This window comes from Nostoc sp. C117, from assembly GCF_043099735.1.
GTDB lineage: Bacteria > Cyanobacteriota > Cyanobacteriia > Cyanobacteriales > Nostocaceae > Nostoc.
Genome location: NZ_CP170991.1, coordinates 4,905,853 through 4,928,290 on the forward strand (window position 1 = coordinate 4,905,853; position 22,438 = coordinate 4,928,290).

General features: G+C 41.8%; 20 protein-coding genes. 8 read left to right on the forward strand and 12 right to left on the reverse strand.

What is annotated here, in order from left to right; genetic code table 11:
• Positions 1-203: 203 nt before the first annotated feature.
• Entirely contained in the window at positions 204-698 is a 495-nt protein-coding gene (gene msrB / locus ACFG4S_RS21115) for a peptide-methionine (R)-S-oxide reductase MsrB (RefSeq protein WP_392530971.1), read from the forward strand.
• Between the two features lie 184 nt (positions 699-882).
• On the opposite strand, the gene ACFG4S_RS21120 is transcribed toward msrB, so the two are convergent.
• From ACFG4S_RS21120 to ACFG4S_RS21140, 5 genes are all read right to left on the reverse strand, one after another.
• Complete coding sequence (locus ACFG4S_RS21120; protein WP_392530972.1) at positions 883-1,383, reverse strand: DoxX family protein; 501 nt, start codon at positions 1,381-1,383, stop codon at positions 883-885.
• A gap of 66 nt (positions 1,384-1,449) precedes the next feature.
• Entirely contained in the window at positions 1,450-2,715 is a 1,266-nt protein-coding gene (locus ACFG4S_RS21125) for an NAD(P)/FAD-dependent oxidoreductase (protein ID WP_392530973.1), read from the reverse strand.
• 128 nt (positions 2,716-2,843) lie between these two features.
• Positions 2,844-3,305: a hypothetical protein gene (locus ACFG4S_RS21130; RefSeq protein WP_392530974.1), complete on the reverse strand. Its 462-nt coding sequence runs from the start codon at positions 3,303-3,305 to the stop codon at positions 2,844-2,846.
• Positions 3,306-3,359: 54 nt separating this feature from the next.
• On the reverse strand, positions 3,360-3,683 hold the full coding sequence (locus ACFG4S_RS21135) for an effector-associated domain EAD1-containing protein (RefSeq protein ID WP_392530975.1): 324 nt from the start codon (positions 3,681-3,683) through the stop codon (positions 3,360-3,362).
• A gap of 192 nt (positions 3,684-3,875) precedes the next feature.
• Entirely contained in the window at positions 3,876-4,475 is a 600-nt protein-coding gene (locus ACFG4S_RS21140; RefSeq protein WP_392530976.1) for an MBL fold metallo-hydrolase, read from the reverse strand.
• A 441-nt stretch (positions 4,476-4,916) separates the two neighbouring features.
• Between ACFG4S_RS21140 and ACFG4S_RS21145 the strand changes: the two genes are divergently transcribed.
• A complete protein-coding gene (locus tag ACFG4S_RS21145; RefSeq protein ID WP_392530977.1) occupies positions 4,917-6,125 on the forward strand; it encodes a pyridoxal phosphate-dependent aminotransferase in 1,209 nt (402 codons plus the stop codon).
• Between the two features lie 384 nt (positions 6,126-6,509).
• Entirely contained in the window at positions 6,510-6,881 is a 372-nt protein-coding gene (locus ACFG4S_RS21150) for a four-helix bundle copper-binding protein (protein WP_392530978.1), read from the forward strand.
• Positions 6,882-7,108: 227 nt separating this feature from the next.
• Here the strand turns inward: ACFG4S_RS21150 and modB are convergent, their stop codons facing one another.
• The gene (gene modB / locus ACFG4S_RS21155; RefSeq protein WP_392530979.1) at positions 7,109-8,923 is read right to left on the reverse strand and encodes a molybdate ABC transporter permease subunit; all 1,815 of its coding nucleotides are present in this window, start codon (positions 8,921-8,923) and stop codon (positions 7,109-7,111) included.
• A gap of 245 nt (positions 8,924-9,168) precedes the next feature.
• On the opposite strand from modB, the gene ACFG4S_RS21160 reads away from it, so the two are divergent.
• Positions 9,169-10,272 carry a calcium-binding protein gene (locus tag ACFG4S_RS21160; protein ID WP_392530980.1) on the forward strand — a complete coding sequence of 368 codons (1,104 nt, stop codon included), beginning with the start codon at positions 9,169-9,171 and terminating at the stop codon, positions 10,270-10,272.
• Between the two features lie 427 nt (positions 10,273-10,699).
• On the opposite strand, the gene ACFG4S_RS21165 is transcribed toward ACFG4S_RS21160, so the two are convergent.
• A complete protein-coding gene (locus tag ACFG4S_RS21165; RefSeq protein ID WP_392530981.1) occupies positions 10,700-11,602 on the reverse strand; it encodes a class I SAM-dependent methyltransferase in 903 nt (300 codons plus the stop codon).
• A 278-nt stretch (positions 11,603-11,880) separates the two neighbouring features.
• Here ACFG4S_RS21165 and ACFG4S_RS21170 point away from each other — a divergent pair, with 278 nt between their 5' ends.
• Positions 11,881-13,389, forward strand: coding sequence for an FAD-dependent oxidoreductase (locus tag ACFG4S_RS21170; protein ID WP_392536045.1), 1,509 nt, complete (start codon positions 11,881-11,883; stop codon positions 13,387-13,389).
• Between the two features lie 136 nt (positions 13,390-13,525).
• Positions 13,526-13,888, forward strand: coding sequence for a DUF6464 family protein (locus tag ACFG4S_RS21175; protein WP_392530982.1), 363 nt, complete (start codon positions 13,526-13,528; stop codon positions 13,886-13,888).
• Positions 13,889-13,980: 92 nt separating this feature from the next.
• On the opposite strand, the gene fmt is transcribed toward ACFG4S_RS21175, so the two are convergent.
• Positions 13,981-14,985 carry a methionyl-tRNA formyltransferase gene (gene fmt, locus ACFG4S_RS21180; protein ID WP_392530983.1) on the reverse strand — a complete coding sequence of 335 codons (1,005 nt, stop codon included), beginning with the start codon at positions 14,983-14,985 and terminating at the stop codon, positions 13,981-13,983.
• A gap of 1,015 nt (positions 14,986-16,000) precedes the next feature.
• On the opposite strand from fmt, the gene ACFG4S_RS21185 reads away from it, so the two are divergent.
• The gene (locus tag ACFG4S_RS21185) at positions 16,001-17,335 is read left to right on the forward strand and encodes a hypothetical protein (protein WP_392530984.1); all 1,335 of its coding nucleotides are present in this window, start codon (positions 16,001-16,003) and stop codon (positions 17,333-17,335) included.
• 542 nt (positions 17,336-17,877) lie between these two features.
• The gene (locus tag ACFG4S_RS21190; protein WP_392530985.1) at positions 17,878-18,261 is read left to right on the forward strand and encodes a nuclear transport factor 2 family protein; all 384 of its coding nucleotides are present in this window, start codon (positions 17,878-17,880) and stop codon (positions 18,259-18,261) included.
• 165 nt (positions 18,262-18,426) lie between these two features.
• Here ACFG4S_RS21190 and minE read toward each other — a convergent pair whose 3' ends face one another.
• The 4 genes from minE to ACFG4S_RS21210 all read right to left on the reverse strand — a co-directional run bounded on the left by minE (position 18,427) and on the right by ACFG4S_RS21210 (position 22,336).
• Positions 18,427-18,717 carry a cell division topological specificity factor MinE gene (gene minE, locus ACFG4S_RS21195; RefSeq protein ID WP_392530986.1) on the reverse strand — a complete coding sequence of 97 codons (291 nt, stop codon included), beginning with the start codon at positions 18,715-18,717 and terminating at the stop codon, positions 18,427-18,429.
• 35 nt (positions 18,718-18,752) lie between these two features.
• Positions 18,753-19,559 carry a septum site-determining protein MinD gene (gene minD / locus ACFG4S_RS21200; protein ID WP_392530987.1) on the reverse strand — a complete coding sequence of 269 codons (807 nt, stop codon included), beginning with the start codon at positions 19,557-19,559 and terminating at the stop codon, positions 18,753-18,755.
• Between the two features lie 248 nt (positions 19,560-19,807).
• Positions 19,808-20,848 (reverse strand): septum site-determining protein MinC, encoded by a 1,041-nt coding sequence (minC, locus tag ACFG4S_RS21205; protein WP_392530988.1) that lies wholly within the window; start codon positions 20,846-20,848, stop codon positions 19,808-19,810.
• A 165-nt stretch (positions 20,849-21,013) separates the two neighbouring features.
• Positions 21,014-22,336: a four-carbon acid sugar kinase family protein gene (locus ACFG4S_RS21210; RefSeq protein WP_392530989.1), complete on the reverse strand. Its 1,323-nt coding sequence runs from the start codon at positions 22,334-22,336 to the stop codon at positions 21,014-21,016.
• Positions 22,337-22,438: the final 102 nt, after the last annotated feature.

The following is a 22,438-nucleotide window of genomic DNA, read 5'->3' on the forward strand; positions in this document are numbered from 1 at the left end:
TAGTAAAATCCTCATCCCCTCTACTCAAGTGGATCGGATTCCCGTCCAGTATTTGGCTGAAAAATAATTTGTTGTTTCTTAGCTAATTTTAATCAGACTATCAGGGCTAATTCAGAGCGATCGCTGATTCTAGTACTTAAAGCAGGGAATACCGTACTGGAGTTGATTGGCCAGTTAACCAGAAAATAGAAAATAATAGATGTATGGATAAACGGTATTTTTTACAAGCTAGTGCAGTAATAGTCGGCACAGCAGTGTTATCAAGGTATATCAATTGGGAGTCAGAAGCGATGACAACTTCTAAAAGTGGATTTGAAATTACCAAACCGGAAGAAGAGTGGAAGACGATTTTAACACCAGAACAGTTTAGTGTATTGCGTAAACATGGGACTGAACGCCCTTATACCAGCCCACTTGATAAGGAATACGACAAAGGTACTTATTTTTGTGCTGCGTGCGAACAACCACTTTTTACATCTGATACCAAATTTAACAGTGGTACTGGCTGGCCGAGCTTTTTTAACCCGATTGAAGGTGCGATCGCCTTCACTGTAGATAAATCGTTGTTTATGACCAGAACTGAAGTGCATTGTAGTCGCTGTGGTGGTCATCTAGGTCATGTCTTTGATGACGGTCCTGCACCCACCGGCAAGCGCTACTGTATGAATGGTGTTTCGCTGAAGTTTGTTCCCGCGTAATTTTAGGATGCGTAGGTGCAGCCCGTCGTAGATATCGCATTGCCAACCATCAAAGGTGAGACAGTGCGATGGCTCTAGCCTATTCTCTGAAAAAGTGCGCTAGATATTGGTCTAGCGCACTTTATAACTATTCCTTTGATTGATTCTGAATTCTTGTTCAACTATGCTATGTCCGATATTTTATCTAAAAGTTATTGCTCAAGAAGTTGATCCTACCTTGTTCGCGATCGGCTGCTGAGTCTGCAAGATTTTGTCTCTTTTTTCTCCAGCGATCGAGAGAGTAAATATTAAAGCTATTGGCTGCAAGCAAAATAAACAGCACAATCCCGTAAAAAAGCATAGAAGTAGCTGCACTCCAGTTTTGTACCGATGTTACCCCCAATTTTAGAACAATCATCAAGACAAAGGTGACAATCAAAGCGCTTCTGGTTGCTAGCCCAAGTGTGATTAACACACCCACAATTAACTCTATCGGGGGCACTAGGTAGGAATTAATTCTCACCAAAAATTCTGGAAAATAAGAATCTGCCAATTGTTTGACAGTTTCTTCAGCGAATCCAGGGATGTTCAAAATCCGAGTGAATCCGTGATTGAAGTAATTCACACCGATGAGAATTCGTAGTAACAAATAAGCGATCGCAACATCCTTTGGTTTGAGACTAATATAGGTTTTATTTTCAGTCATTTTCTGAACTCCAACTATGGTATGCCAACGGTGATTGATGAAAAGAAAGGCAGAAGGCTTTGAGGGCTAACGTTTTTTCACAGACAGAATTAAGCGAACAGAGCGATCGCGTAACAAGTAAGTGTGAAGCCAAGTGAGTAAGACTAACAAACGACTGCGGTAGCCGGGAAGATATACTAAATGAACTCCTAGCCACATCAGCCAAGCCAAACAGCCAGTAAAAGCAAATGCCCCAATTTTTCCTACACCTGAATAACAGCCAATGATTGCTAATCTTCCCTTGTCAAAATAACTAAAAGGTTTTGGCAATTGACCTCGAAATTGCCGCTGAATATTTCGGGCTACAGCAACACCTTGCTGAAGTGCTTCTGGTGCAACTCCAGTTAATGATTTACCGTTCTTTTCTACTACATAAGCTAGATCTCCAACAGCATAAACATTGGGTTGCTCTAGCAATTGTAGGGTGGGATGAACGAGTAACTTTCCCTTATTTGCGAAAGATACCTCTTTTGATGTTGTGGGATAATTTGCCTCTAATCCCGCAGTCCAAATGACCGTTGCAGTGGGAATTACCTCATGGTTTTGCAGATGTACAGATTCAAAAGTCACTCTAGTGACTCTCGTTTGCAGATAAACCTCCACTCCCAGCTGATGTAATCGTTTATGGGTGTAGGCTCCCAACTTTTTTGGCAGTTCGGCTAATAAGCGATCGCCAGATTGCATCAGAATCAACCTCACTTCCTTTACAAGTGTGGGATAGTCCCGACGCAACTGACCTCGAACCATTTCCACAAAAGCACCCACCACCTCAACACCGGTTGCGCCACCGCCGACAATCGTAAACGTCAGCAGTTGTTGGCGTCGTAATGAATCTGATTCTTTGATAGCTTGCTCAAAACAAGAGAAAATCTGATTGCGGATGGCGATCGCTTCTTCTAATGTTCTCATCGAGAAAGCAGATTCTGAAGCTCCAGGAACTCTCAAAAACTGGGTGCGGCTTCCAGTTGCTAACACCAGAAAATCATAGGTGATTGAACAACTATCTGTTTCAACAGTTTGTCCTGAAAAATCAATTTGCTCAACCTCAGCCATCAAAAACTGAACCTTCGGCTTATTTCCCCAGAAAGAGAATGGCCGTAAAATCGTGCGGATCGGATAAGCAATGTACTCTGGTTCCAATTGACCTGTTGCAACTTGATACAACAACGGTACAAAGGTGTGATAGTTGTGGCGATCGATTAATAATACATCTGCACCACAATTAGCTAAAGATTGGGCAGCTTGCAACCCACCGAATCCAGCGCCAACAATGACAACGCGGCGACTGTTCATCCTTCCCCTCTTGATTTACTTAGCTAGTCAGTCAAGTTATTAACTGTCAATATATTGATAATAATGGCACTAAGATAAGTTCACTGTTTCCGGTAAAAATTTGCCAGTCAGTCATAAAATTAATCAGTTTAGAGTTTGTTTTCGGTTAGTAGTTGTTCGGGTGGTAGTAAATTGGGATCATCCCACAATAAGCATAAATGGTTAATATTCTTGTTGCCTTCTGCTTTTTTGTTTTTAAATTGGGAGGGTAATTCTTTTAAAGATATATCATTATCTTCATTTTTCAAAATCCTATTGAATTCGTCTTCAATATCAGGAATATGTTTACGAGTGCATAATGCTAGAGGAAGAGCAGATTTGAAAATAATCTTTCCCAACACCTCTTCTTTTTCAAAAACACTTGTGATTTTTACGGCGATTACATCTTCATGTTTGACTTGATCGAATAAAGTTTTTTGATTATCACTAGAGGCTAAAACAAAAATACTATTAGCATATTCTTCTGATTGATTGTTGAATATATTTGCTTTTTCCCGCCATTGAAAAACAGGTGAACTTTTACCTCTTAATCTATCTGAACAACGAATCACTACTTCATAATCTTCAGAAATTCCTGTGGTAAAATCTTCTGCACCTTCTTCATATTATTCAGTTTTCCAACAATCAAAATCATGATTCATTAATTCTGATTGCAATAAAATATGAATTCTTTTTATTGATTTATTAGCTTTAATTAAACTTTGTTGGAGGAAATTTATTGTAATCTTAGGTAGATTACTTAAATTTTTATCTGTAATAATTTCTGATTTATTTTCAACTTTAAGTTGTTCGCAATCTGAGAAAGAATCTCGATGATTTAGATTTTCCTCTAATTCAAACTGAACCATCATTTCTAAATCATTTTTAGTGGGATAGGCACTAACAATGGCTTTAACTAACTTTTTGAGTTCAGCACCAGATAGGTTCATAATCAATCTTAACGACTTATGTAAAAATTATCCCCAGAGGGGACCCCACCTTCCCTTTTTCCCGACTTCTGCAAGAAATCTTTTGAATTGTTACCCCTTCCCCAAGCGGGAAGGGGTTTAGGGGGTCAGGTCTATTTGCATACCTGTACCTCACCAGATTCAAAATAGCTATAGTTTCATCAGGGGAAACATCTACAACGTCGCCACAAGTTCCTTTAAGCGATCGCATCCATCCCGAAAGACAGGCCAGCCATCCCCCACCAACACCGCTTCTACTCGACTGAGTTGTGCCAACCTCTGCACCGAAGCAACAGCTTCCTCTCGATTCAGCAGCTTGTCATCTGGTAAAATCGTCAAGCTACCTGCTTTACGTGCCCGGACTAAATCCCCTGTAATCAACGTTGTTTCCTCCAGTAGTAGAGCCAGTTCACCAGGTGTTTTCGAGCCTTGAAGTTCAATCACCTTTAGTCCAGGTACAAATTCTTCCCCATCAGACAGCCAGCGATCGCAAGCTATGGGGAAAGTGTCTTTTTCTGCCACAGGACCAGCAATTTTAGCATAGGTTTGATCGGCAATTTCTTTAGTTGCCCTGACATGCTCAGAATTCGTCAGCACAATCCAAACTACACCACCAAGGGATTTCAGATGATTCCAATCATGGTTTGATAGGGCTACTGGGTCAATCAAGATGTTGCCATCTGGGCGAATCCAGGCAATCCCATTGAAATCAATATTTCTTGCCGGATTGAAATTAGACCAGCTATAGAGATCGGGACGGTGCAAAGATTTCATGATGATTCTGGATTAGTACCTTCAATAATTGACTATTAATCTCAATAATTTAGTATATAGATAATAGGGGTATTGGGGACTAGGGATTGGAGACTGGGTAGTGGGAAAGAGGATATGGAGACACAGAGAAAAATTACTCACTGTATCGCCGTGTCTCCCACTATCCCTTGTTTTCTTCATGTCCCTTGTCTCCCCAATCTCCAATCTCCAGTCCCCAGTCCCCAGTCCCCAGTCCCCAGTCCCCAGTCCCCAGTCCCCAGTCCCCAGTCCCCAGTCCCCAGTCCCCAGTCCCCAGTCCCCAGTCCCCAATCCCTAATCTTTCCTCTGAATCTGGAATTTGAGTATACTACGATAAGTCTATCGATATTATGGTACATATTGGGTTTACAGAAATTCCCCCATAAGTGCAATATAAATCAACAGAGGCATAGGGTGAGTCAGATGCAGCGCCAAAAAATATCAGCGAAGGCAAACCAGTTTACAGAGTCGGTAATTCGAGAAATGACAAGAGTGGCATTGCAACACGATGCAGTGAATTTAGCTCAAGGGTTTCCTGATTTTCCGTGTCCGCCTGAGTTGAAACAGGCAGCATATGAGGCAATAGAGGGGGATGTGAATCAGTATGCCATTACTTGGGGCGATCGCTCATTTCGTGAAGCGATCGCCAAAAAAGTCCACTGGTATCTCGGCTTAGATATCAACCCCGAAACCCAAATCACCGTCACCTGTGGTTCTACAGAAGCAATGGCAGCTGTGATGCTGGCGACAGTCAATCCCGGTGATGAAGTAATTGTGTTTGAGCCGTATTATGAAAACTATGGCCCCGATGCGATTTTAGCTGGTGCTAAACCTCGCTACGTCACACTGCATCCCCCTCTTTGGACATTTGATGAAGCACAGTTGCGTCAAGCTTTCAACGCCAATACCAAAGCCATTATTATTAACACACCCCACAACCCCACCGGCAAAGTCTTCACCCGTGAAGAACTCACCCTAATTGCTGAACTTTGTCAAAAGTGGGATGTACTAGCTTTTACAGACGAAATTTACGAACATATTCTCTATGATGGCACTCAACATATTGCCTTAGCGACCCTTCCGGGAATGGAAGAACGCACCGTTACCATCAACGGTTTATCGAAAACTTACAGCGTCACCGGATGGCGAGTCGGCTACATTTTGGCAAACTCTGAATTGACAACAGCCATTCGGAAAGTCCATGATTTTCTAACAGTCGGTGCCCCTGCACCATTGCAACGAGCCGGAGTTGCTGCTATGCAACTACCGCCATCTTATTATGAAGAACTAGGCAAACTTTATCACCAGAAGCGAGACAACATCTTACAAATTTTAGATCGAGTTGGAATTCGCTACTTTCTTCCCCAAGGAGCTTATTACGTACTTGCAGATATTTCCCAATTCGGCTACAAAACCGATATTGAATTTACTTATCACCTAATTAAAAATATTGGTGTTGCAGTAGTTCCTGGTTCCAGCTTTTTCAGTCAACCAGAAAAAGGACATTCATTGATCCGCTTCTGCTTCAGCAAAAAACCTGAGACATTGCAAATCGCAAGCGATCGCCTACTAAAACTGCAACCCACTCTACAACGGGGACTGGGAACTGGGGACTGGGAGAAAGTTTTTTAAAATTTGGTGGTGGGTAAAAGCCCCCATCATAATTTTTCGATTTTGCACCCAATCCCCAGTCCCTTTTAGGCATTTATTAAAAATAATGACATTATTTTATCTTCATATTGAACTCTAACTTTTGATTTTCAACGGAAACTTAACTTGCTTAATAAAACCCCACTCCCAAACGGGAGTATCTAAGCTTTAATATGTAGTCATCGCCAGAAAAATAACACTAAATATCTGTAGAATTAGTCTAAATTTCCGGTAATTATATCGGAATGGTAGGTTTATTAATTCTGGGGAAAACCCCCATTGACTACTTAAAAAGATTGAACTACTGTTATAAGTAGTCCCTAAAAAGACACTATTTATCCATCAACAAATCAAGAGGTATTTCCTATGATGATGATGATGACTGAAACCATGACTCCCGAAATGCAAGCTTGTATGGATGTTTGCATGAACTGTCATAAAATGTGCATGGAAACCATGACTTACTGCATGAACAAAGGTGGTAAGAATATGGACAAGAGCATGATGAGTATGATGAGCATGATGCGTGATTGCGCTGAAATGTGCATGATGTGCATGAATATGATGATGAGCGGTTCTGAGTTCATGGGAAGCACTTGTATGCTTTGTGCAGAAATGTGCGATCGCACTGCTATGGCGTGTGACATGATGAGCGATGACGCCAAAATGATGGAATGTGCTGCTACTTGCCGCAAATGTGCAGAATCTTGTAGATCTATGCACATGATGCCTGCATAATTCTCGTACTTCGCAGAAGTTTCTCTGCAACCTAATATTCAAGCGCTCAGACTCTTTGGGTCTGGGCGCTTGAAGTAAGTAATATTATTTTAATGAATTAAGCTGTTGTACATTTACCTGATGACTGATGACTGAAAACCCCTCAACAGTCAACAGTCAACGACCGTCAAGAGTGTTTATATACTTTAGACGCACATCAGCTTACCGATGTGTATACATCTGTGCGTTCACTGCATCAAAATTAAGCGGAGAGAATCTAAACGCACATACCAAGGAAAAGGTTGGTCTTTCATCGTCACCCATTTTTCTTTAAAAACTTCAGCTTGCAGATCGTAATCTTGAGAGTTAATGGCAGCAGAATGTAGTTTGAGAAATAATGTCATTCGGTGAGGCGTTTCACTTATCCGTACTACCCAACAAGGAAAAGTATTTTCACGGGATGAGTCATTGGTAAAGATAATTTGATGGGCACGAATGCCAACGTAGGATAATTCACTATTGATTGGTTCAACAACTTGCAGAGTACAACCCCAATCAGTGGCTTCTACCTGTTGGGATGACTGGAAAATAACGCGGGAAAAGTTTTTACAGCCGGTGATTTGAGCAACACCTACAGTTAGAGGATGCTCAAAAATATCGTACTTGCTGCCATAATGAATGGCTCTACCATGCTCTAATACCAATAGATTTGGGCAAAGCCGATAAGCTTCTTCCATATTATGCGTAACAAATAAAGTCATACCTTCGTAGTCAGCCAGAGTTTCAGTCATTTGTTGCTCTAATTGACTACGCAGATGGGTATCGAGTGCTGAAAAGGGTTCATCTAAAAGTAATGCTTCTGGTTGGCTGGCTAATGCTCTAGCTAAAGCGACCCGTTGTTGTTGTCCCCCAGAGAGTTGGTGCGGATAGCGATCGCCTAATCCCTGCAACTGCATAGTTAATAATTGTTCTTCTACCTGCACCCTAATACTCCCGGTGGATAATCCTTTGGGTAAGCCAAAAGCAATATTTTGCGCCACAGTTATGTGTGGAAAAAGGGCATAATTCTGCACTAAAAAACCAATGCGGCGATCGCGGCTGGGTACATTAATTCCTTTTTCCGAGTCAAACAAAACTCTCCCATTTAAAACTATGCGTCCTCTAGTTGGTGTCTCTATTCCCGCAATGCAGCGCAGAATCATACTCTTACCTGCTCCCGAACCTCCCAATAAACCTAAAGGCTGTTCATCAGTGTTGAAGCAGACTTGTAGATGAAAACTTGCCAGTCGTTTCTCAATATCTACAAACAACCCACGCGACTCAAAAGCAGAGTCTGGTATAAAGAAAATTTCTCCCCCTTGTCCCCCTTGTCCCCCTTGTCCCCCTTGTCTCCCTTGTCCCCTCTTCTCCCTCAGTTCTTGCCAGAAGTTAACCCCAATAATTCCAGATAGAGAAATCACCATAATAGCGATCGCCCAAAACCAAGCTTCATTCATTGCTCCCGCTTCCACAGCGAAATAAATCGCCATTGGAATTGTTTGGGTTTGTCCAGGAATATTACCAGCCAACATCAACGTCGCACCGAATTCTCCTAAAGCACGGGCAAAAGCTAGCATTGTAGCGGCTATAATCCCAGGTAGTGCTAGGGGTAAACTAATACGCCAAAAAATTGTAGCTTCACTTGCACCAAGGGTTCGGGCTACTCGCAGCAAATTGCTATCTATTTGTTCAAAGGCTCCCAGTGCAGTTTTATACATTAACGGGAAAGAAACAACTGTAGCTGCGATCGCTGCACCATACCAAGTAAAAACAATGGTGAAGTCAAAAGGCTGCATGAGTTTCCCTACAGGGCCATTTTTACCAAAAAATAGCAACAACAAAAAACCGACAACCGTAGGCGGTAAAATCAGAGGAGCAATAAAGATACCCTCAATTAACGATTTACCTTTGCCCCGATATCCCAGCATCCAGTAAGCAGCAGCGATACCCAAAAAGAAAGTGATAAATGTGGCAAGTAATGAAGTTTTGAGTGATATCCAAAGAGGCGATAAATCCAATGGCATAGTTGCGTAGGCAAGAATTAGCTCAACTAATCCTTAATTTACCAACTTAATCTTAAAAAGTTGGTAAAAATTGGTAACTTACATTACAAACAATGAAGAAAATCTGAAAAAGAGAATATTGACATTGGAGAATGTGTCAGAACTGACGCAACTATTACATATATCTTCTGTTATGGGGTCTAGACAACCCCTACGAAAAAATACGATATTTGCGTAAATCCCAAAAAAAGCAAAAGGCTACTTTTATGGCTATCTTCGGCACTTCTGGCAATGACATTCTAAATGGTACTGAATCTGCGGACATCTCCATTTTTGGATATGGAGGTAACGACAACATCTATGGCAGAGGCGGAAACGACATAATCGATGCTGGAGAGGGAGATGACTATGTTTATGGCGGTGAGGGCGGCGATACCATCCTCGGCCGCGGAGGCAAAGATTACCTTTTTGGAGACAACGGCAATGATGTTATTTTCGGTGAAGCAGGTGATGACTTTATATGGGGTGGAGGAGGCACAGATATTTTAATTGGTGGAACAGGTAACGATACTTACCTCATTTCTGCACTGACAGGGGATACAGCTGACACTATTACCGAGTATGGTAACGAGGGCACTGATACTGTTTTATCTTATTCTAGCTACACTCTAGGGGCTAACCTGGAGAATTTGACATTATTGTATGCGGATACCGCTTACTATGCGATCGGTAACAGTCTCAACAATGAAATCACAGGAAATGATTACTCAAACTATCTCAATGGTTTGGCAGGAAACGATTACCTTCAAGGCAAGGGTGGTAACGATTATATCTATGGTGGCGATGGCATCGATAACCTGATTGGTGGAGCTGGTAATGACTTTCTTTATGGTGGGACAGGTGGTGATATACTCTTCGGCGACGAAATCACCATTGGTAGCGGTACTCCGGTAGGTAATGATTACTTAAGTGGTGAAGACGGTAACGATCTGCTCTATGGGGGACGTGGAAATGACACAATGGTTGGTGGTGCAGGGAATGATTTTCTTAGTGGCTACGGCGGTAGTAGTGGCGAAATTGACAGGTATACTGGCGGAACTGGAGCGGATACATTCAGCCTTGGTTACAATGGTTCTTTCAGCACCAATATTGACTATTTGGGCACTGGATATGCCATAATCACAGACTTCAAGTGGTCAGAAGGCGATAAGATTAGGGTTGGTGGTAGTATTAGTGACTACACTCTCCAAAAAACCTCAAACTTCAGCGGCACGGCAGCCTTGGATACCCTCATTTACAGATATAGTGACCTAATTGCTGTTGTCCAAGATACTACCAATGTATTTGCCTCTTTAGATTTTATTGTCTAATGAATTTATGTTTCATGTAGCTTGCTGAATAAAGTCTGTAAACATTTAGTGTAAAAAAGCGCAATCACAATAATGTTATCCAGATGTGGATTGTTTATATAGGGTTCCTATTTGATTTTTGAAAAGACCCTACAATACCTAATTTTTTTCGTAAATCAAACTCGATTCCTATATTCCAATACGCTTGGTTTAAGGGCTACTGGCAAAAATTTTGGGTTTTCGAGACGCGATAAATCGCCGTCTCTACAAGTGTTTTGGTCTTATCTGAACTGTATTGGTTTATATTCACTTAATTTGAAAAACCGTATAGCAATCCTGAATCATTCTTGAAAAGCAAGATCCCCAAATTATCAAATAATTCGAGGATCTGGGACTTGCAATTATGATAAATGAAATAGGATTGCAATTTACCTGAAAAGTGGTGTAATTAATCCAATTGAGTGCTGTAGGCACTAAAACCATAAGCCAAAGTTTCTTTTAAAGCATCTGATGGTTTAAGACTTCTGTTAATAGCATTAGCAAAAGGCACTGGAATTCCTTTAATGGTTTCCGGCAAAATTGCATATTCTTGGGTTGGTTCAACAGTGTATTGTGGACACTTAGCTTTTATCCCAGCAGTGACTAACATTTCATTTATTTCAGCAGAAGAATATTGCTTGAGATAAACTGGATTTCTCACAAATGGGTTCAGCCTTCTAATAAAATTATGGATAACATGAGAAGGACAAGACTTATTGTGAAAGGAATGATTAAAAACAAAAATTCCACCGGGTTTGAGTACGCGAGAGATGTCAGCCAACAAGTTTCTTAATTGTGCATCTGGTATATGCATAAAAACACAATTAGAAATTACTAAATCTATAGAATTATCTTCTAAAGGCAATATTTCAGCCGAGTTGCAAATTAAGTGAAACTCAGAACCTGGGAAAAAATCGTATTCTTGTTTAACTCTGATTAATCGACGCAATAAAGGTTCAGAAATATCAATACCATAATATTTCTCACATCTCAAATTTTTCGCTTTAGATAGATGCAAAGGTGCGCGACCATAACCGCAACCAATCTCCAAAATCGAATCAACAGATTTATTCAAAGGAAATTTATTCCAAGTACCTCCAGGCGTACCAGTTAGCAGAGTGTAATCTTGTTTGATGGGCGATTTATCTGCAACTTTTTCAATTTTTTGGGAACCATAATATGTTTTACCAATTCTATCCCAGGTTTTTTTATGTTGAGTACTGTTCAACTCTTCGTAATCGCAGGGAAAATAAATTCCATCTCGTAATTCAAAGTCATTCAAACTGGGTTTTACATTTGCTAATTGAGTCATTAGGATTATTCTCCATAAATAATTAATCTGTTTTCTGTTATACTCTTAACTCAGCATTAACCGCAAGGAATTTTTACGGAACCCCTTCCCCTGAGCCTTTCTCCAGATTCTATAGATATTTTCAATTCAATTAAATACATTCCGTAGGGTAGCACAGCTTTGCTACCCTACGGAATGTATTGCATTCATACGCAAATCGCTATAATAACCAGCTTTTGCGCGATCGCAACACAAGTTCGTATACATTAGTTGATGGACTGCAACAATTGGAGGCTGTGATGGTAGAAGGGTCACAACAAAAACGGGTAGTAGTTGTGGGTGCAGGTTGGGCTGGTTTAGGAGCAACCTACCATTTGGCAAAACAAGGTTATGATGTGACACTTCTAGAAGCAGGTCCTTATCCCGGTGGATTGGTAGCAGGTTGGCAAACAGCAGCCGGAAAATCTGTTGAAGCTGGAATTCATGGCTTCTGGTATCCTTACAAAAATATTTTTTCCCTAATCAATGAATTAGAAATTAATCCTTTCACTACTTGGACTCGTTCTTCGCAATATTCACCTGCAGGGTTGGAAGTTGAATCACCAATTTTTCAAGACTTACCGCGACTACCATCCCCGCTGGGAACTTTTCTCTATACTCAGTTTAAGCGGCTACCACTAATTGACCGTCTTAGCGCTCTACCTTTACTTTATGCTGTCGTTGATTTTGATAATTCTGATGCGGCTTGGCGACGCTATGATTTTCTAACTGCGCGTGAATTATTCAAAGATTTTAATGTTTCTGCACGGCTTTACCGCGAGGCTTTTGAACCAATGTTATTAGTGGGCTTATTTGCCCCTGGCGAACAATGTTCAGCCGCCGCAACTTTAGGGATGCTTTACTTTTTTATTCTGGCTCATCAACCAGATTTTGATGTGGTTTGGTGTCGGGGAACTGTGGGAGAAAAGATATTTCGTCCTTGGGTGGAACGTATCGAAAAGGCTGGTGCGCGAGTGTTATCCAAGCGTCGAGTTACAGATTTAATTGTTGATAGTAATCAAGTTAAGGCTGTAGTTTGTGGTGATGAAGTAATTGAAGCAGATGCAGTGATTTTCGCAGTTGGAGTCACCGGGATGAAGAAAATTGTCTCAACTAGCCCTAGTTTACAAAGCAATGAAAAATTCCGTAATTTGAACAATTTAGGAGCAATTGATGTTTTAGCTACGCGACTATGGTTTGACCGTAAAGTTGATATTCCTCGCCCTTCTAATGCTTGCTTTGGATTTGACGCAACTACAGGTTGGACATTTTTTGATTTGAATACCCTACATGATGAATATCGAAAGGCTCCAGGAACAGTGATTGAAGCTGATTTCTATCACGCAAATCAGTTTCTTGGTTTGAGTGATGAGGAAATTTTACCAATAGTCCAGCGTTATTTAACAACTTGTGTACCCGCGTTTCGAGAGGCAAAGCTAATTGATAGCAGTGTCATTCGGCTACCTCAGGCGGTGACTCACTTTGCACCTGGTAGCTATCGTTATATGTTGCCCGCAAAGACCAGTTTTGAGAATGTGTTTATGAGTGGGGATTGGATTGTGAACCGTCATGGTTCCTGGTCGCAGGAAAAGGCTTATGTTACTGGTTTAGAGGCGGCCAATTTGGTGGTGTCTTATTTGGGAGAAGGTCAGCCATCTGAGATTTTAGCTGTAGAAGAGGATGAAGCGCATATCCAAGTGGCGCGATCGCTCAACCAAACAGTGCGTAATTTCGGCAAATCTATCTTACCTGACTTTTGGTTGCCCTAATTCAGTAGCGTGGTACAGCTGTGCTACCCTATTTTTTCCAAATATAGTGGATTATTAATTGTAATCTAAATTCGGTAAGCTAAAGAAAGCGATCGCGATACCATCTTTAATAATGTAAATCAAATCACATCAGCTTATGGAACCAGACTCTTTACAAACCGAGGTGATTCTGACACACCCGCGTGAGTCTCTCGGTAAAGTGCAACTTGATTGGACACCCCAACCTGGAAACTATCTTGATTTTCAAGGTAAAACCTACGCGGTTTTAGAACGTCGCCATCGATACCAACTAAAAGCAGGACGCTACCGTTTGCACAATATTGCTATTTACGTCCAGTCTGCTAAACGACCATCGGAAAAAAGTTTGGTAGGAGGACGTTGGGTAATCGGCGATGCCACCTGCTGTTACAATGCTCATTCAGAACTCATTCGCTGTGCAGTCAATCCAGATGGCCCTTGCGAATCTTGCCGCTTTTATGAAAAGTCCGAAGCCATTTAATTTTGGATTTTAGATTTTTCCTTTAATCCAAAATCCAAGTTGCGTTGGAAGCGGATCAAAGGTGCGACCCCAAATCTAAAATTGGCAACCCCTCAACTCCCCGCACCAAAAACTTCTCCCACAGTTAAGCGAGTACCATTAACAAAATCCCATCCGGACTGGGGACGTTTACCAGCTAGCTGAATCTCTCGCAACAGCAACAAACCCTCTCCAGTTTGGACGATCGCCCCAATTCCCTTGATAATACTCACTACAACTCCTGGTTTGTTCGATGCATTTGACAAATCAGGCAATTTATGCAGTAATTCTTGTAATTCTGATGGTAGATCGCGATCGCTTACAGAACCAAGGGGAGCAGAAGCAGTGATTTTCAGTAGGTTGTCACGAAAGGTAGCCGTGCAGTTAGGATAAAAGCCTCTGATTTGATTGTGTAATTGGATAGCGCTTTTTGACCAATCCAAACCATAATCTTCTTTTTGAATCAGAGGTGCATAAGTAGCTTCTAAATTATTTTGGGGTATTGGTTGAATTTCTTCAGATTCCAACTTCAACACAGTGTCCACTAACAAATCCCCACCGATAGCAGCTAGTCTTTCAGCTAGATCTTGGGCATTATCTAGTAATCCAATGGGTGTAGTGGCTATTTGTAGGATTGCCCCGGTATCCATCCCTACATCCATTAACATGGTAGCGATCCCCGTTTCCCTCTCACCGTTATACAAACACCACTGAATCGGCGCTGCACCCCGATATTTAGGTAAAATCGAGCCATGCACATTAATGCAGCCCAACTTCGGCATATTTAAGATTTTCGATGATAAAATCTGTCCATAGGCAACAACAACAAACACATCTGCACCTGATTGTTGGAGTTTAGTTAAAGTTTCAGTATCTTTTTTCACCCGTTCCGGTTGCCATACTGGCAAATTATGAGCAGTGGCGATCGCTTTTACTGGTGAAGGACTTAATTTATTTCCCCGTTCCCGGCGTTTATCAGGTTGGGTGACAACTGCCAACACCTCAAATTGGGAATTATTTAATAATTTTTCTAAAGTCGGAACAGCAAACTGTGGAGTACCAAAAAATACGATTTTCATTAGCCATTAATCATTAGTCACTACTCACTAGTTAATAGTAAGTGCGCCCCTCATAACTGACAATAGTCAGGAGGCCGCGGGCGAAGGCAAAAGGCAATAGATAGAAACTTTTTATATAGGATCTTCAGTCTTACATTTTGTACCTCAGTTACTTGCAAACTACTTTATTTGCTGAATAGAGGCGATCGTGTTCACTGACCAAATGAATTTATAAAATAGCTAAAAAATATCGGTTGTTTGATGGTAGAATATCACAGTATTCTTTAACCTCTAGGCTAGTTGATTAACTTCATATTTAAGTTGGCAAGAGTAAAAGCTGTTATAACCTGCATCTCATCTACTTAAGCTTGAGGTTTGGCGCTGTGCGATCCAGACTGGCTAAAGCATCTACCCAGTAAATGTTGCTGTACTTTCTCACGATGTTCCCAAAGTTGGCATGAAGCGCAGTTGCCTTTGTAAAATAGCATTGCCTTCAAAATGCTTAACTAATTTAGATTGAAATTTCTAAATTAGGGTTGCTGGCAGCAATATTTTCTGAGTATCATGTATTATGTATTGGCTTTCCCAGCTTTTCAAGTAACGCCTCACGTTTACCATTACCAGGGTTTGCACTGTTATAGTAGTGTGTTAACTGGTTTATTTACCTTGTGTATAAAGCCATTCGACTACTGTTAGCTGGGGCTATGGCTAGCCCTAAATGTAAGCTGAATACGCATTCACTAATACATAGTTTTGGTGTTAATTAAGTCCGTCTACACCAGGGTTATATATCGTGTAGTAATTACTGAGTTATCAGAATATTTACTATACTCGCATATTTTCGGAAAAAAGCATTCAGTAACATAGCAATAAAAGGTGTACTCAATGATACGTAATTTTTGTAAAGCTTTGCAAAGGAAGAAATTATTTAGTAAAAGCTTTTAGTTTCTTGTTATACATATAATTATCGCCTGCCCCATTGCTGCATAGGTATTGCTCCTCACATAAGCAACCCCCCCCTCTAGAGAGTCTACAAATGCTTAAACCCCTTTTGCTGTCAGGATGGTTCCGCGCGCAACCATTTCTCAAATACGTTGTAGTTGTGATATTGATCGCACCCTTTCTAGGGGGATCGGGTCACTCGACTACAGTAAAACCCGAAGTTGCTAAAGAAACTTCAGTTACTGAAGAGTCTGACCATATGTCAAAGGAAATAGCTTTAGTTGGGGAACCGGAGACAGCCGAAATATTCAAAGTAGATCAAAAAGCAGATCAAACCAACTCTTCCAAGGATGAATTTGATTCTGTACCAACAGAAAGTAGTGCTGTTCAGGAACCGCAAGTATTACCAGAGAAAAAAATTGAGCTTTCGGCTCAAACAGATAGTTCTGAATCAACCAGTAATTTAAATGTTGCCGATCCTTTGGCAGTAGTTGAACTCGCACCATTAACAGATACTCCGGTTAGTCAGCTTAATTTAGTGCAAAAACTCAAAGCTGCTAATATCAAATCTTTGAGAGAAGAAAAGAACTCTGTTTCTCAAGAGAAGTCTTTTAATAAATCATTGGTAGCAGTTCAAGTACCACCAACTCTGACAGAATCACAACCAACCACAACAACAGAAATACCTGCTACTGAACCAACTGAGGAATCTGAAGCAGAACAAATAGATCCTATCGGTAGCCCTCATCCTATTCCTTGGAAATGGATCACAGCTACTCAAGAAGCTATTGGTTCTAAGGGTGGTTCTGGAGTCCGCCACTACCGCAGCGTACCTGTAGTATCTCCAGATGGGAAATATGCTGTTTATAGCCGGGTGCAACTAGAGGTAAAACCAGAAATGTACAACAGTCGTGTTACCAGCGTTCTGTTTGTACAAGATATGCAAACCAAAAAATTGTGGGTGATGGCTTCAACTACTCCTGTTAGCGATCCCCTATTAAAAACCAAAGCTTTAAAAGCGGTATCACCAGAAGAAACTGATACAAACGGTCAGATTGGCGTGTTAGTTCCCGTTAGTTGGTCAGAAAAAGGCGATCGCTTTTTGGCACGCAAATTTGAAGGTGTATTTAACACAGGGGATTCTACAGATAGTGCAGTGATTTGGGATCGGCAAAATAATCATACCAACATTGTCGCTCCCGCTAATAACGAACATGAAAACGAGAAAGTTGCAGTATTGTTAGGCTGGAGTAAAAGCGAACCCGATCGCGTGCTATTTCGCGCTGGCGAACTAGGCGAGGAAAACTGGCCTTTAGTGAAAGTTGCGAATGATGGCAATACTGTCATCACAACAGATGACGATCAGCCAATTACTTTTGGTAAAAAGGTGACAGAAATTTGGGCTGGTCCACAAGTTGCTTATCGATAGTTTAGGGAAAATCTGGCTTGGCTAATTCATGAGATCAATTTTGTCTCAGGCAAAAATCAGGCAGTTGCTGACTGAGGGCTTTTCAAAGAGTAGCAACTCTCATCGCCAAGATTCAAAAGTGATATAGCAATTTTCATTTGAATAAGACAATTAGTAGGGGTGCATAGTTAACTGTGCGCCCCTACTAATTGTCTTGTCATTTATCAATCAATAAGCTTTTACGCATTTTGTACGCTTACCTGATGACTGATTATCTGATAACCATCAACCATCGTAAAGAGTGTTTATGTATTGAGCCGAGATATATGTAAAAACCTGCATTCCTGGTCTGGAAATGCTTGCTTATCTACGTTTTAACGATTTTGATTCACTGTTTTATCAGCCCTTCCGTACATTGAAAAAAATTTATACCTGGCGAACGCTACTAACTCGCCACAGGAGCGCAATTAGCGCATAGTTGTGTCCCGCAAAGATAACAATACTTAGCTTTAACGGTACAATAGATTGTTAAGACCCGGTGCATCTCCTTCACCATACCTTTTATGTCAGATCAACCTGCACCAGAAATCGAACTCCTTCGTGCGGCTTACGCGGCCTTCAACGCACGAGACATTGATGCTGCCCTTGCCCTCATGACTCCAGACGTGGCTTGGCCGAAAGCGTTCAAAGGCGGTTTTGTCCGTGGACCTGAAGAAGTTCGCGCTTACTGGACGGAGCAATGGAGCGAGATCAATCCGCACGTCGAGCCGGTTTTCTTTTACTCGGAGGAGGGCGGGCGTATTTTAGTCGATGTGCATCAGGTCGTGCGTGACAAGGCTTACGCAGTTATTGCCGATGAACACGTGGGTCATCGATTCACCTTTGAGCAGGGCTTGATTCAAGTTATGGAAGTGGATAGACTTCCATCGTCCACACCAAAGGTCTAACCACGCGCTCCAGCGAACAGGGCATTGAGCCGAGATAAGATATATGTAAAAACCTGCATTGCCGGTCTGGAAATGCTTTCTATGATTAGATTTCAAATATTTCCGAAGGTAGATTAATCGAGGCTTATAACGGCTGCAGTAGAGATATGCAAATTCTACAGAGATTTATTTGTCACCTCGTTCCCATTCGGGTATAGCGCCTTTGACCCGGCGGATGGGTAGGTTGGCAATTAAAGCTGTGGTTCGTTGGTTGCTTTCTAAAGAAAACTCTAAGCCGTCTGTCTCAACTTCAACATAGCGACAGACGACATCTAGGATTTCTTTACGCATTTTTTCCAAGGTTTGAGGGTCTATATCAGCGCGATCGTGAGCAATCACCAATTGCAGGCGACGTTTGACTTGAGTTCGACTGCTATCAGGACCGCGAGAAAAAAGTTTTTCTAGAAGTTCAATCATTACGAATAGTCTGGGGAGGAGACTGGAAAATTAAGTTAAACAATCTTTGTCCACAACAACCTTCGTAAACGGGCGAAGATGCTGTCTTGGGACGAGTCGATCTCCAGAAATTCGACATTTTCCCCTTCTAATCTACGAGCAATGTTCTCAAAGGCTGTGGCAGCTAAAGAGGGATTTTCTGCTAACACTAAGGGTTCGCCGCGATTGGTAGATACAATAACACGCTCGTCGTCAGGGATTACCCCGATCAAGGGGATGGCGAGAAGTTCCTGAACATCTTGCACTGACATCATATCATTTGCCTGAACCATTGCGGGTCTAATGCGGTTAATTATTAAATGAACACGCTTGATGCCTTGTGCTTCTAGTAATCCAACTACTCGGTCAGCATCGCGAACTGAGGAAATCTCTGGTGTGCTGACAACTAGTGCTTCTTTTGCCGGGCCGATCGCATTTTTAAATCCATTTTCAATACCGGCGGGGCTATCAATAATTACATATTGATATTTTTGCGCTAATGCATTCACCAATAACTTCATCTGTTCAGGTGTGACTGCATCTTTGGAGCGATTTTGGGCTGCTGGCAAGAGTACCAGATTGGGTTGTCGTTTATCTTTTACTAAAGCTTGTTCTAAACGACACTCTCTAGCTAAGACTTCCACCGCAGTATAGACAATGCGGTTTTCCAGCCCTAGCAGCAAATCCAAATTTCTCAAACCAAAATCCGCATCAACCAAGGCAACTTGACGACCCATTTTGGCTAAAGCCATGCCCAGATTTGCTGAAACGGTGGTTTTACCCACTCCTCCTTTACCGGAGGTAATCACAATAATGCGAGTCATGATAGAAATGCGGTCAATGAGGGTTCAGGAAATATAAAACAGTAAATTGCAGTATAAAGTATGAAGTATCGTATCAAGTATGAAGAAATATCTGAATTTTCCTGATAGGTGAAGTATGAATATTTTTATAGCGCTTTTTGGTTGTGTGCAGCACACTTTCTTAGAGGCTAGGGATTAGAGTAGTGTATTCCATCTGCATGAAAACCGCTATATCTTATCCTGCATATCCTTCATCCTTTAAGTAAATATCAGGGTTGTTGATTGACCTTGGTTAATTGGTTTCGGGAAAAATCAGTAGCCCTAGCGATGCGAATTCCTTGGGGCGTAATATGTGCCACTTCTGGAGAAAACTGCATCGGCAGTTTTTCTGGTGCCCTAGCTACAGCATCGGCGATTCGCAATTGGGTTGGTTCCATTTGCAAGGCCATAATTAGACACTCACGATTACCTCCGGCACCAGCATGAGCGATTCCCCGTAGACGACCCCAGATAATAATATCTCCATCTGCAATTACAATACCACCTGGATTTAAATCTCCCAAGAGAATTACTGTGCCAGGATGACGAATTTCTACTCCAGAACGTACAGTCATTTCCAAATAAAGGGCATCTGCCTGGGGTATGGCTGTCGGTTTGGACTCTGTATTCAGGGAAGTTATGGGTTGTAGCTGTTCTACAGAATAACCAGAAGTGACAGCGGCGATCGCAGTTTGCCGACGACTAGTGGATACAGATGTCAGGCGGAGTTGAACTTCACTTAAAGCTTCGGCGAGTTCTTGGAGTTGTCTGGCATCTACTAGACGGTCTTGTGCCAGGAGATGTACAGGGGTATTGGATATGCGGAAGCGATCGCCTGCGTTCAAACGTTGCCTAATTTGTTGCCAAATATCAGACCAACTGAGTTCTGACGCAGATACTTGAGATTCCGAGGGCAAAATCAATAACAGTCGTCCCTCGTTACTTTTTAACTGGACTTGAGTATTATCATTTGCCCGATGCGCTGGTAATGCTGACTCATTGGGATTTAAATCAGTGAGGATAAAATCTGATACTGCATTAGGATTTGACTCTATATTTGGGTTAGCAGGATTTGATTCTACATCCCCAACAAGAGTATTTGATTTTAAATACAGTAGGACAGAATTTAATTCAGCATCTGGGGGGATAGAATCTGACTCTACATCAGAAACAGTCGGATTTACCTCTACCTGAGAAAGGATAGAGTTTGGTTCTGCATTCGGAAGTGCAGAATTTGACTTTAGATTGGGAATCGCAGAATCAGAAGTCATATAGTACTAGCCAAAAGACAACAGATTTTAAATTTTGGGTCGCACCTTTGGTGCGCTGACAGCGCAACTTGGATTTTGGATTTGTGTCACCGATAACGGGTGTTGGCGTAGCGGGATGTTAGTCCGACATCAACCAAAAGACTCTTTAATCTAAAATCTTAAATCTTAAATTGGCACGGTCAACCTTTGATAAACTATCCCCAAGGCATCAGCATCACCGACGTTCCCGGGAAACAGCACCACAGGTAGATCGGGAAACTGGGGATGATCGGATGGTGTCACCACCATTGAGCAACCAGCTAAAATTTGACCGAGTAAGCGGGCTGAATTTAAAGCTAGTCCAGTACTCAAGACATCGTTTGAAGTAATACCACCCTTGCTGATTAAAAATCCAATATCAGATGGTAAACCGCGCACAATGTCCATCAATAAACTTGAAACTTGTACCCCAAACTCCAATCGTGTCTTGACATCTTTAAAATTCAGTTCTTGACGGCTAGTATAAACCACTGGTGTTTTACCGGCCTCGTGTGCGGCTCGTGTACTTTCTTTGATTTCTGTTAGCAATACCGCAGATTGATTTGCATCATCAAGTAATCGCCCTACATTCACTTCGATTCCCAAAGTTCCCTCTAATTGCAATAGCACTTCTAACTGCTGAGTAGTCTTTTTCACATGGGAACCAACAATCACTACACCTGGTTTCCCTTGGCGGACGTACTGCGCCATGTTTTGGGCGGCAATAGGTTGGGGTGGTAAAGCAGCTAAAGCGGTTAAAATACTGGCAGCACTGCGAAATAGAAAGCGTTTCCCTTGACTGGCTGCTGTTAATATATCCACTGCAAAGCGGTTGAGATCGTCTTGAGTTTCACCATCGACGACAGCGCACTGATTACCACTCAACTTTAGCAACCGTTCCAGGCTACCAGCGCGAATATCAGCAAGCAGAAACCTTTCTACTGCTTCGGCATTAATTTGTCCTTGAGTCTTTTCTTCAACGTACTTAGGTAAGTAACTGTGATGGTAACTGAAAACTGAATCACGGGCAAATTCTGTTTCATGCACTGGGGTAGGTACACCGTCAACAATCAAGTAATGTACGCTGTCACGGGTGATGCGTCCACCGTCAAAAAAAGCTGGGACGAGAAAATGAGCGTCAATTGGGCCGAGTTCTTGAGCGATCGCATCTGTTTCAATGGGATAATGTCCCCGCAAAGTAGAATCAGAACGGCTGACAATTAGAAAATCGACAATTCCTTCGGCATTCAAGGCGATTTTCAGGTTTTGGCAAACTTCTTTGGTGACAGATGCAGCTGACTCTGGCGTTAAGGATCTAGTATTAGTCAGCACAAAGAAAATCGGCGAATCATCCTGCAAACCGCTACGTAAAGTGTCCACATCCCAGTGCATTAGCAGTAAGCAGCTGTGGACTGTTTGAGAACCTGTAGGGTCATCATCCAGGACAATTATTTTGGGTTTGTTGCTCATTTAAGTCAACCGGGCGATTGTTTTTTCGGAAAGTATTAGGCGACTAGAAGTCTACTACACAAGCAAAGTCTTAAGAGAAAATCAAGGGTTTTTCACCCAGGT

Excerpts from the sequence above, each read along its gene's own strand:
- fmt (WP_392530983.1), bottom strand. The coding sequence starts at position 14,985 with ATGAAAATCGTATTTTTTGGTACTCCACAGTTTGCTGTTCCGACTTTA.
- ACFG4S_RS21175 (WP_392530982.1), top strand. The coding sequence starts at position 13,526 with ATGGAACCAGACTCTTTACAAACCGAGGTGATTCTGACACACCCGCGT.
- ACFG4S_RS21190 (WP_392530985.1), top strand. The coding sequence starts at position 17,878 with ATGTCAGATCAACCTGCACCAGAAATCGAACTCCTTCGTGCGGCTTAC.
- ACFG4S_RS21160 (WP_392530980.1), top strand. The coding sequence starts at position 9,169 with ATGGCTATCTTCGGCACTTCTGGCAATGACATTCTAAATGGTACTGAA.
- modB (WP_392530979.1), bottom strand. The coding sequence starts at position 8,923 with ATGCCATTGGATTTATCGCCTCTTTGGATATCACTCAAAACTTCATTA.
- minE (WP_392530986.1), bottom strand. The coding sequence starts at position 18,717 with ATGATTGAACTTCTAGAAAAACTTTTTTCTCGCGGTCCTGATAGCAGT.
- ACFG4S_RS21150 (WP_392530978.1), top strand. The coding sequence starts at position 6,510 with ATGATGATGATGATGACTGAAACCATGACTCCCGAAATGCAAGCTTGT.
- ACFG4S_RS21125 (WP_392530973.1), bottom strand. The coding sequence starts at position 2,715 with ATGAACAGTCGCCGCGTTGTCATTGTTGGCGCTGGATTCGGTGGGTTG.
- minD (WP_392530987.1), bottom strand. The coding sequence starts at position 19,559 with ATGACTCGCATTATTGTGATTACCTCCGGTAAAGGAGGAGTGGGTAAA.
- msrB (WP_392530971.1), top strand. The coding sequence starts at position 204 with ATGGATAAACGGTATTTTTTACAAGCTAGTGCAGTAATAGTCGGCACA.
- ACFG4S_RS21165 (WP_392530981.1), bottom strand. The coding sequence starts at position 11,602 with ATGACTCAATTAGCAAATGTAAAACCCAGTTTGAATGACTTTGAATTA.
- ACFG4S_RS21140 (WP_392530976.1), bottom strand. The coding sequence starts at position 4,475 with ATGAAATCTTTGCACCGTCCCGATCTCTATAGCTGGTCTAATTTCAAT.
- ACFG4S_RS21135 (WP_392530975.1), bottom strand. The coding sequence starts at position 3,683 with ATGAACCTATCTGGTGCTGAACTCAAAAAGTTAGTTAAAGCCATTGTT.
- ACFG4S_RS21185 (WP_392530984.1), top strand. The coding sequence starts at position 16,001 with ATGCTTAAACCCCTTTTGCTGTCAGGATGGTTCCGCGCGCAACCATTT.
- ACFG4S_RS21145 (WP_392530977.1), top strand. The coding sequence starts at position 4,917 with ATGCAGCGCCAAAAAATATCAGCGAAGGCAAACCAGTTTACAGAGTCG.
- ACFG4S_RS21170 (WP_392536045.1), top strand. The coding sequence starts at position 11,881 with ATGGTAGAAGGGTCACAACAAAAACGGGTAGTAGTTGTGGGTGCAGGT.
- ACFG4S_RS21210 (WP_392530989.1), bottom strand. The coding sequence starts at position 22,336 with ATGAGCAACAAACCCAAAATAATTGTCCTGGATGATGACCCTACAGGT.
- minC (WP_392530988.1), bottom strand. The coding sequence starts at position 20,848 with ATGACTTCTGATTCTGCGATTCCCAATCTAAAGTCAAATTCTGCACTT.
- ACFG4S_RS21120 (WP_392530972.1), bottom strand. The coding sequence starts at position 1,383 with ATGACTGAAAATAAAACCTATATTAGTCTCAAACCAAAGGATGTTGCG.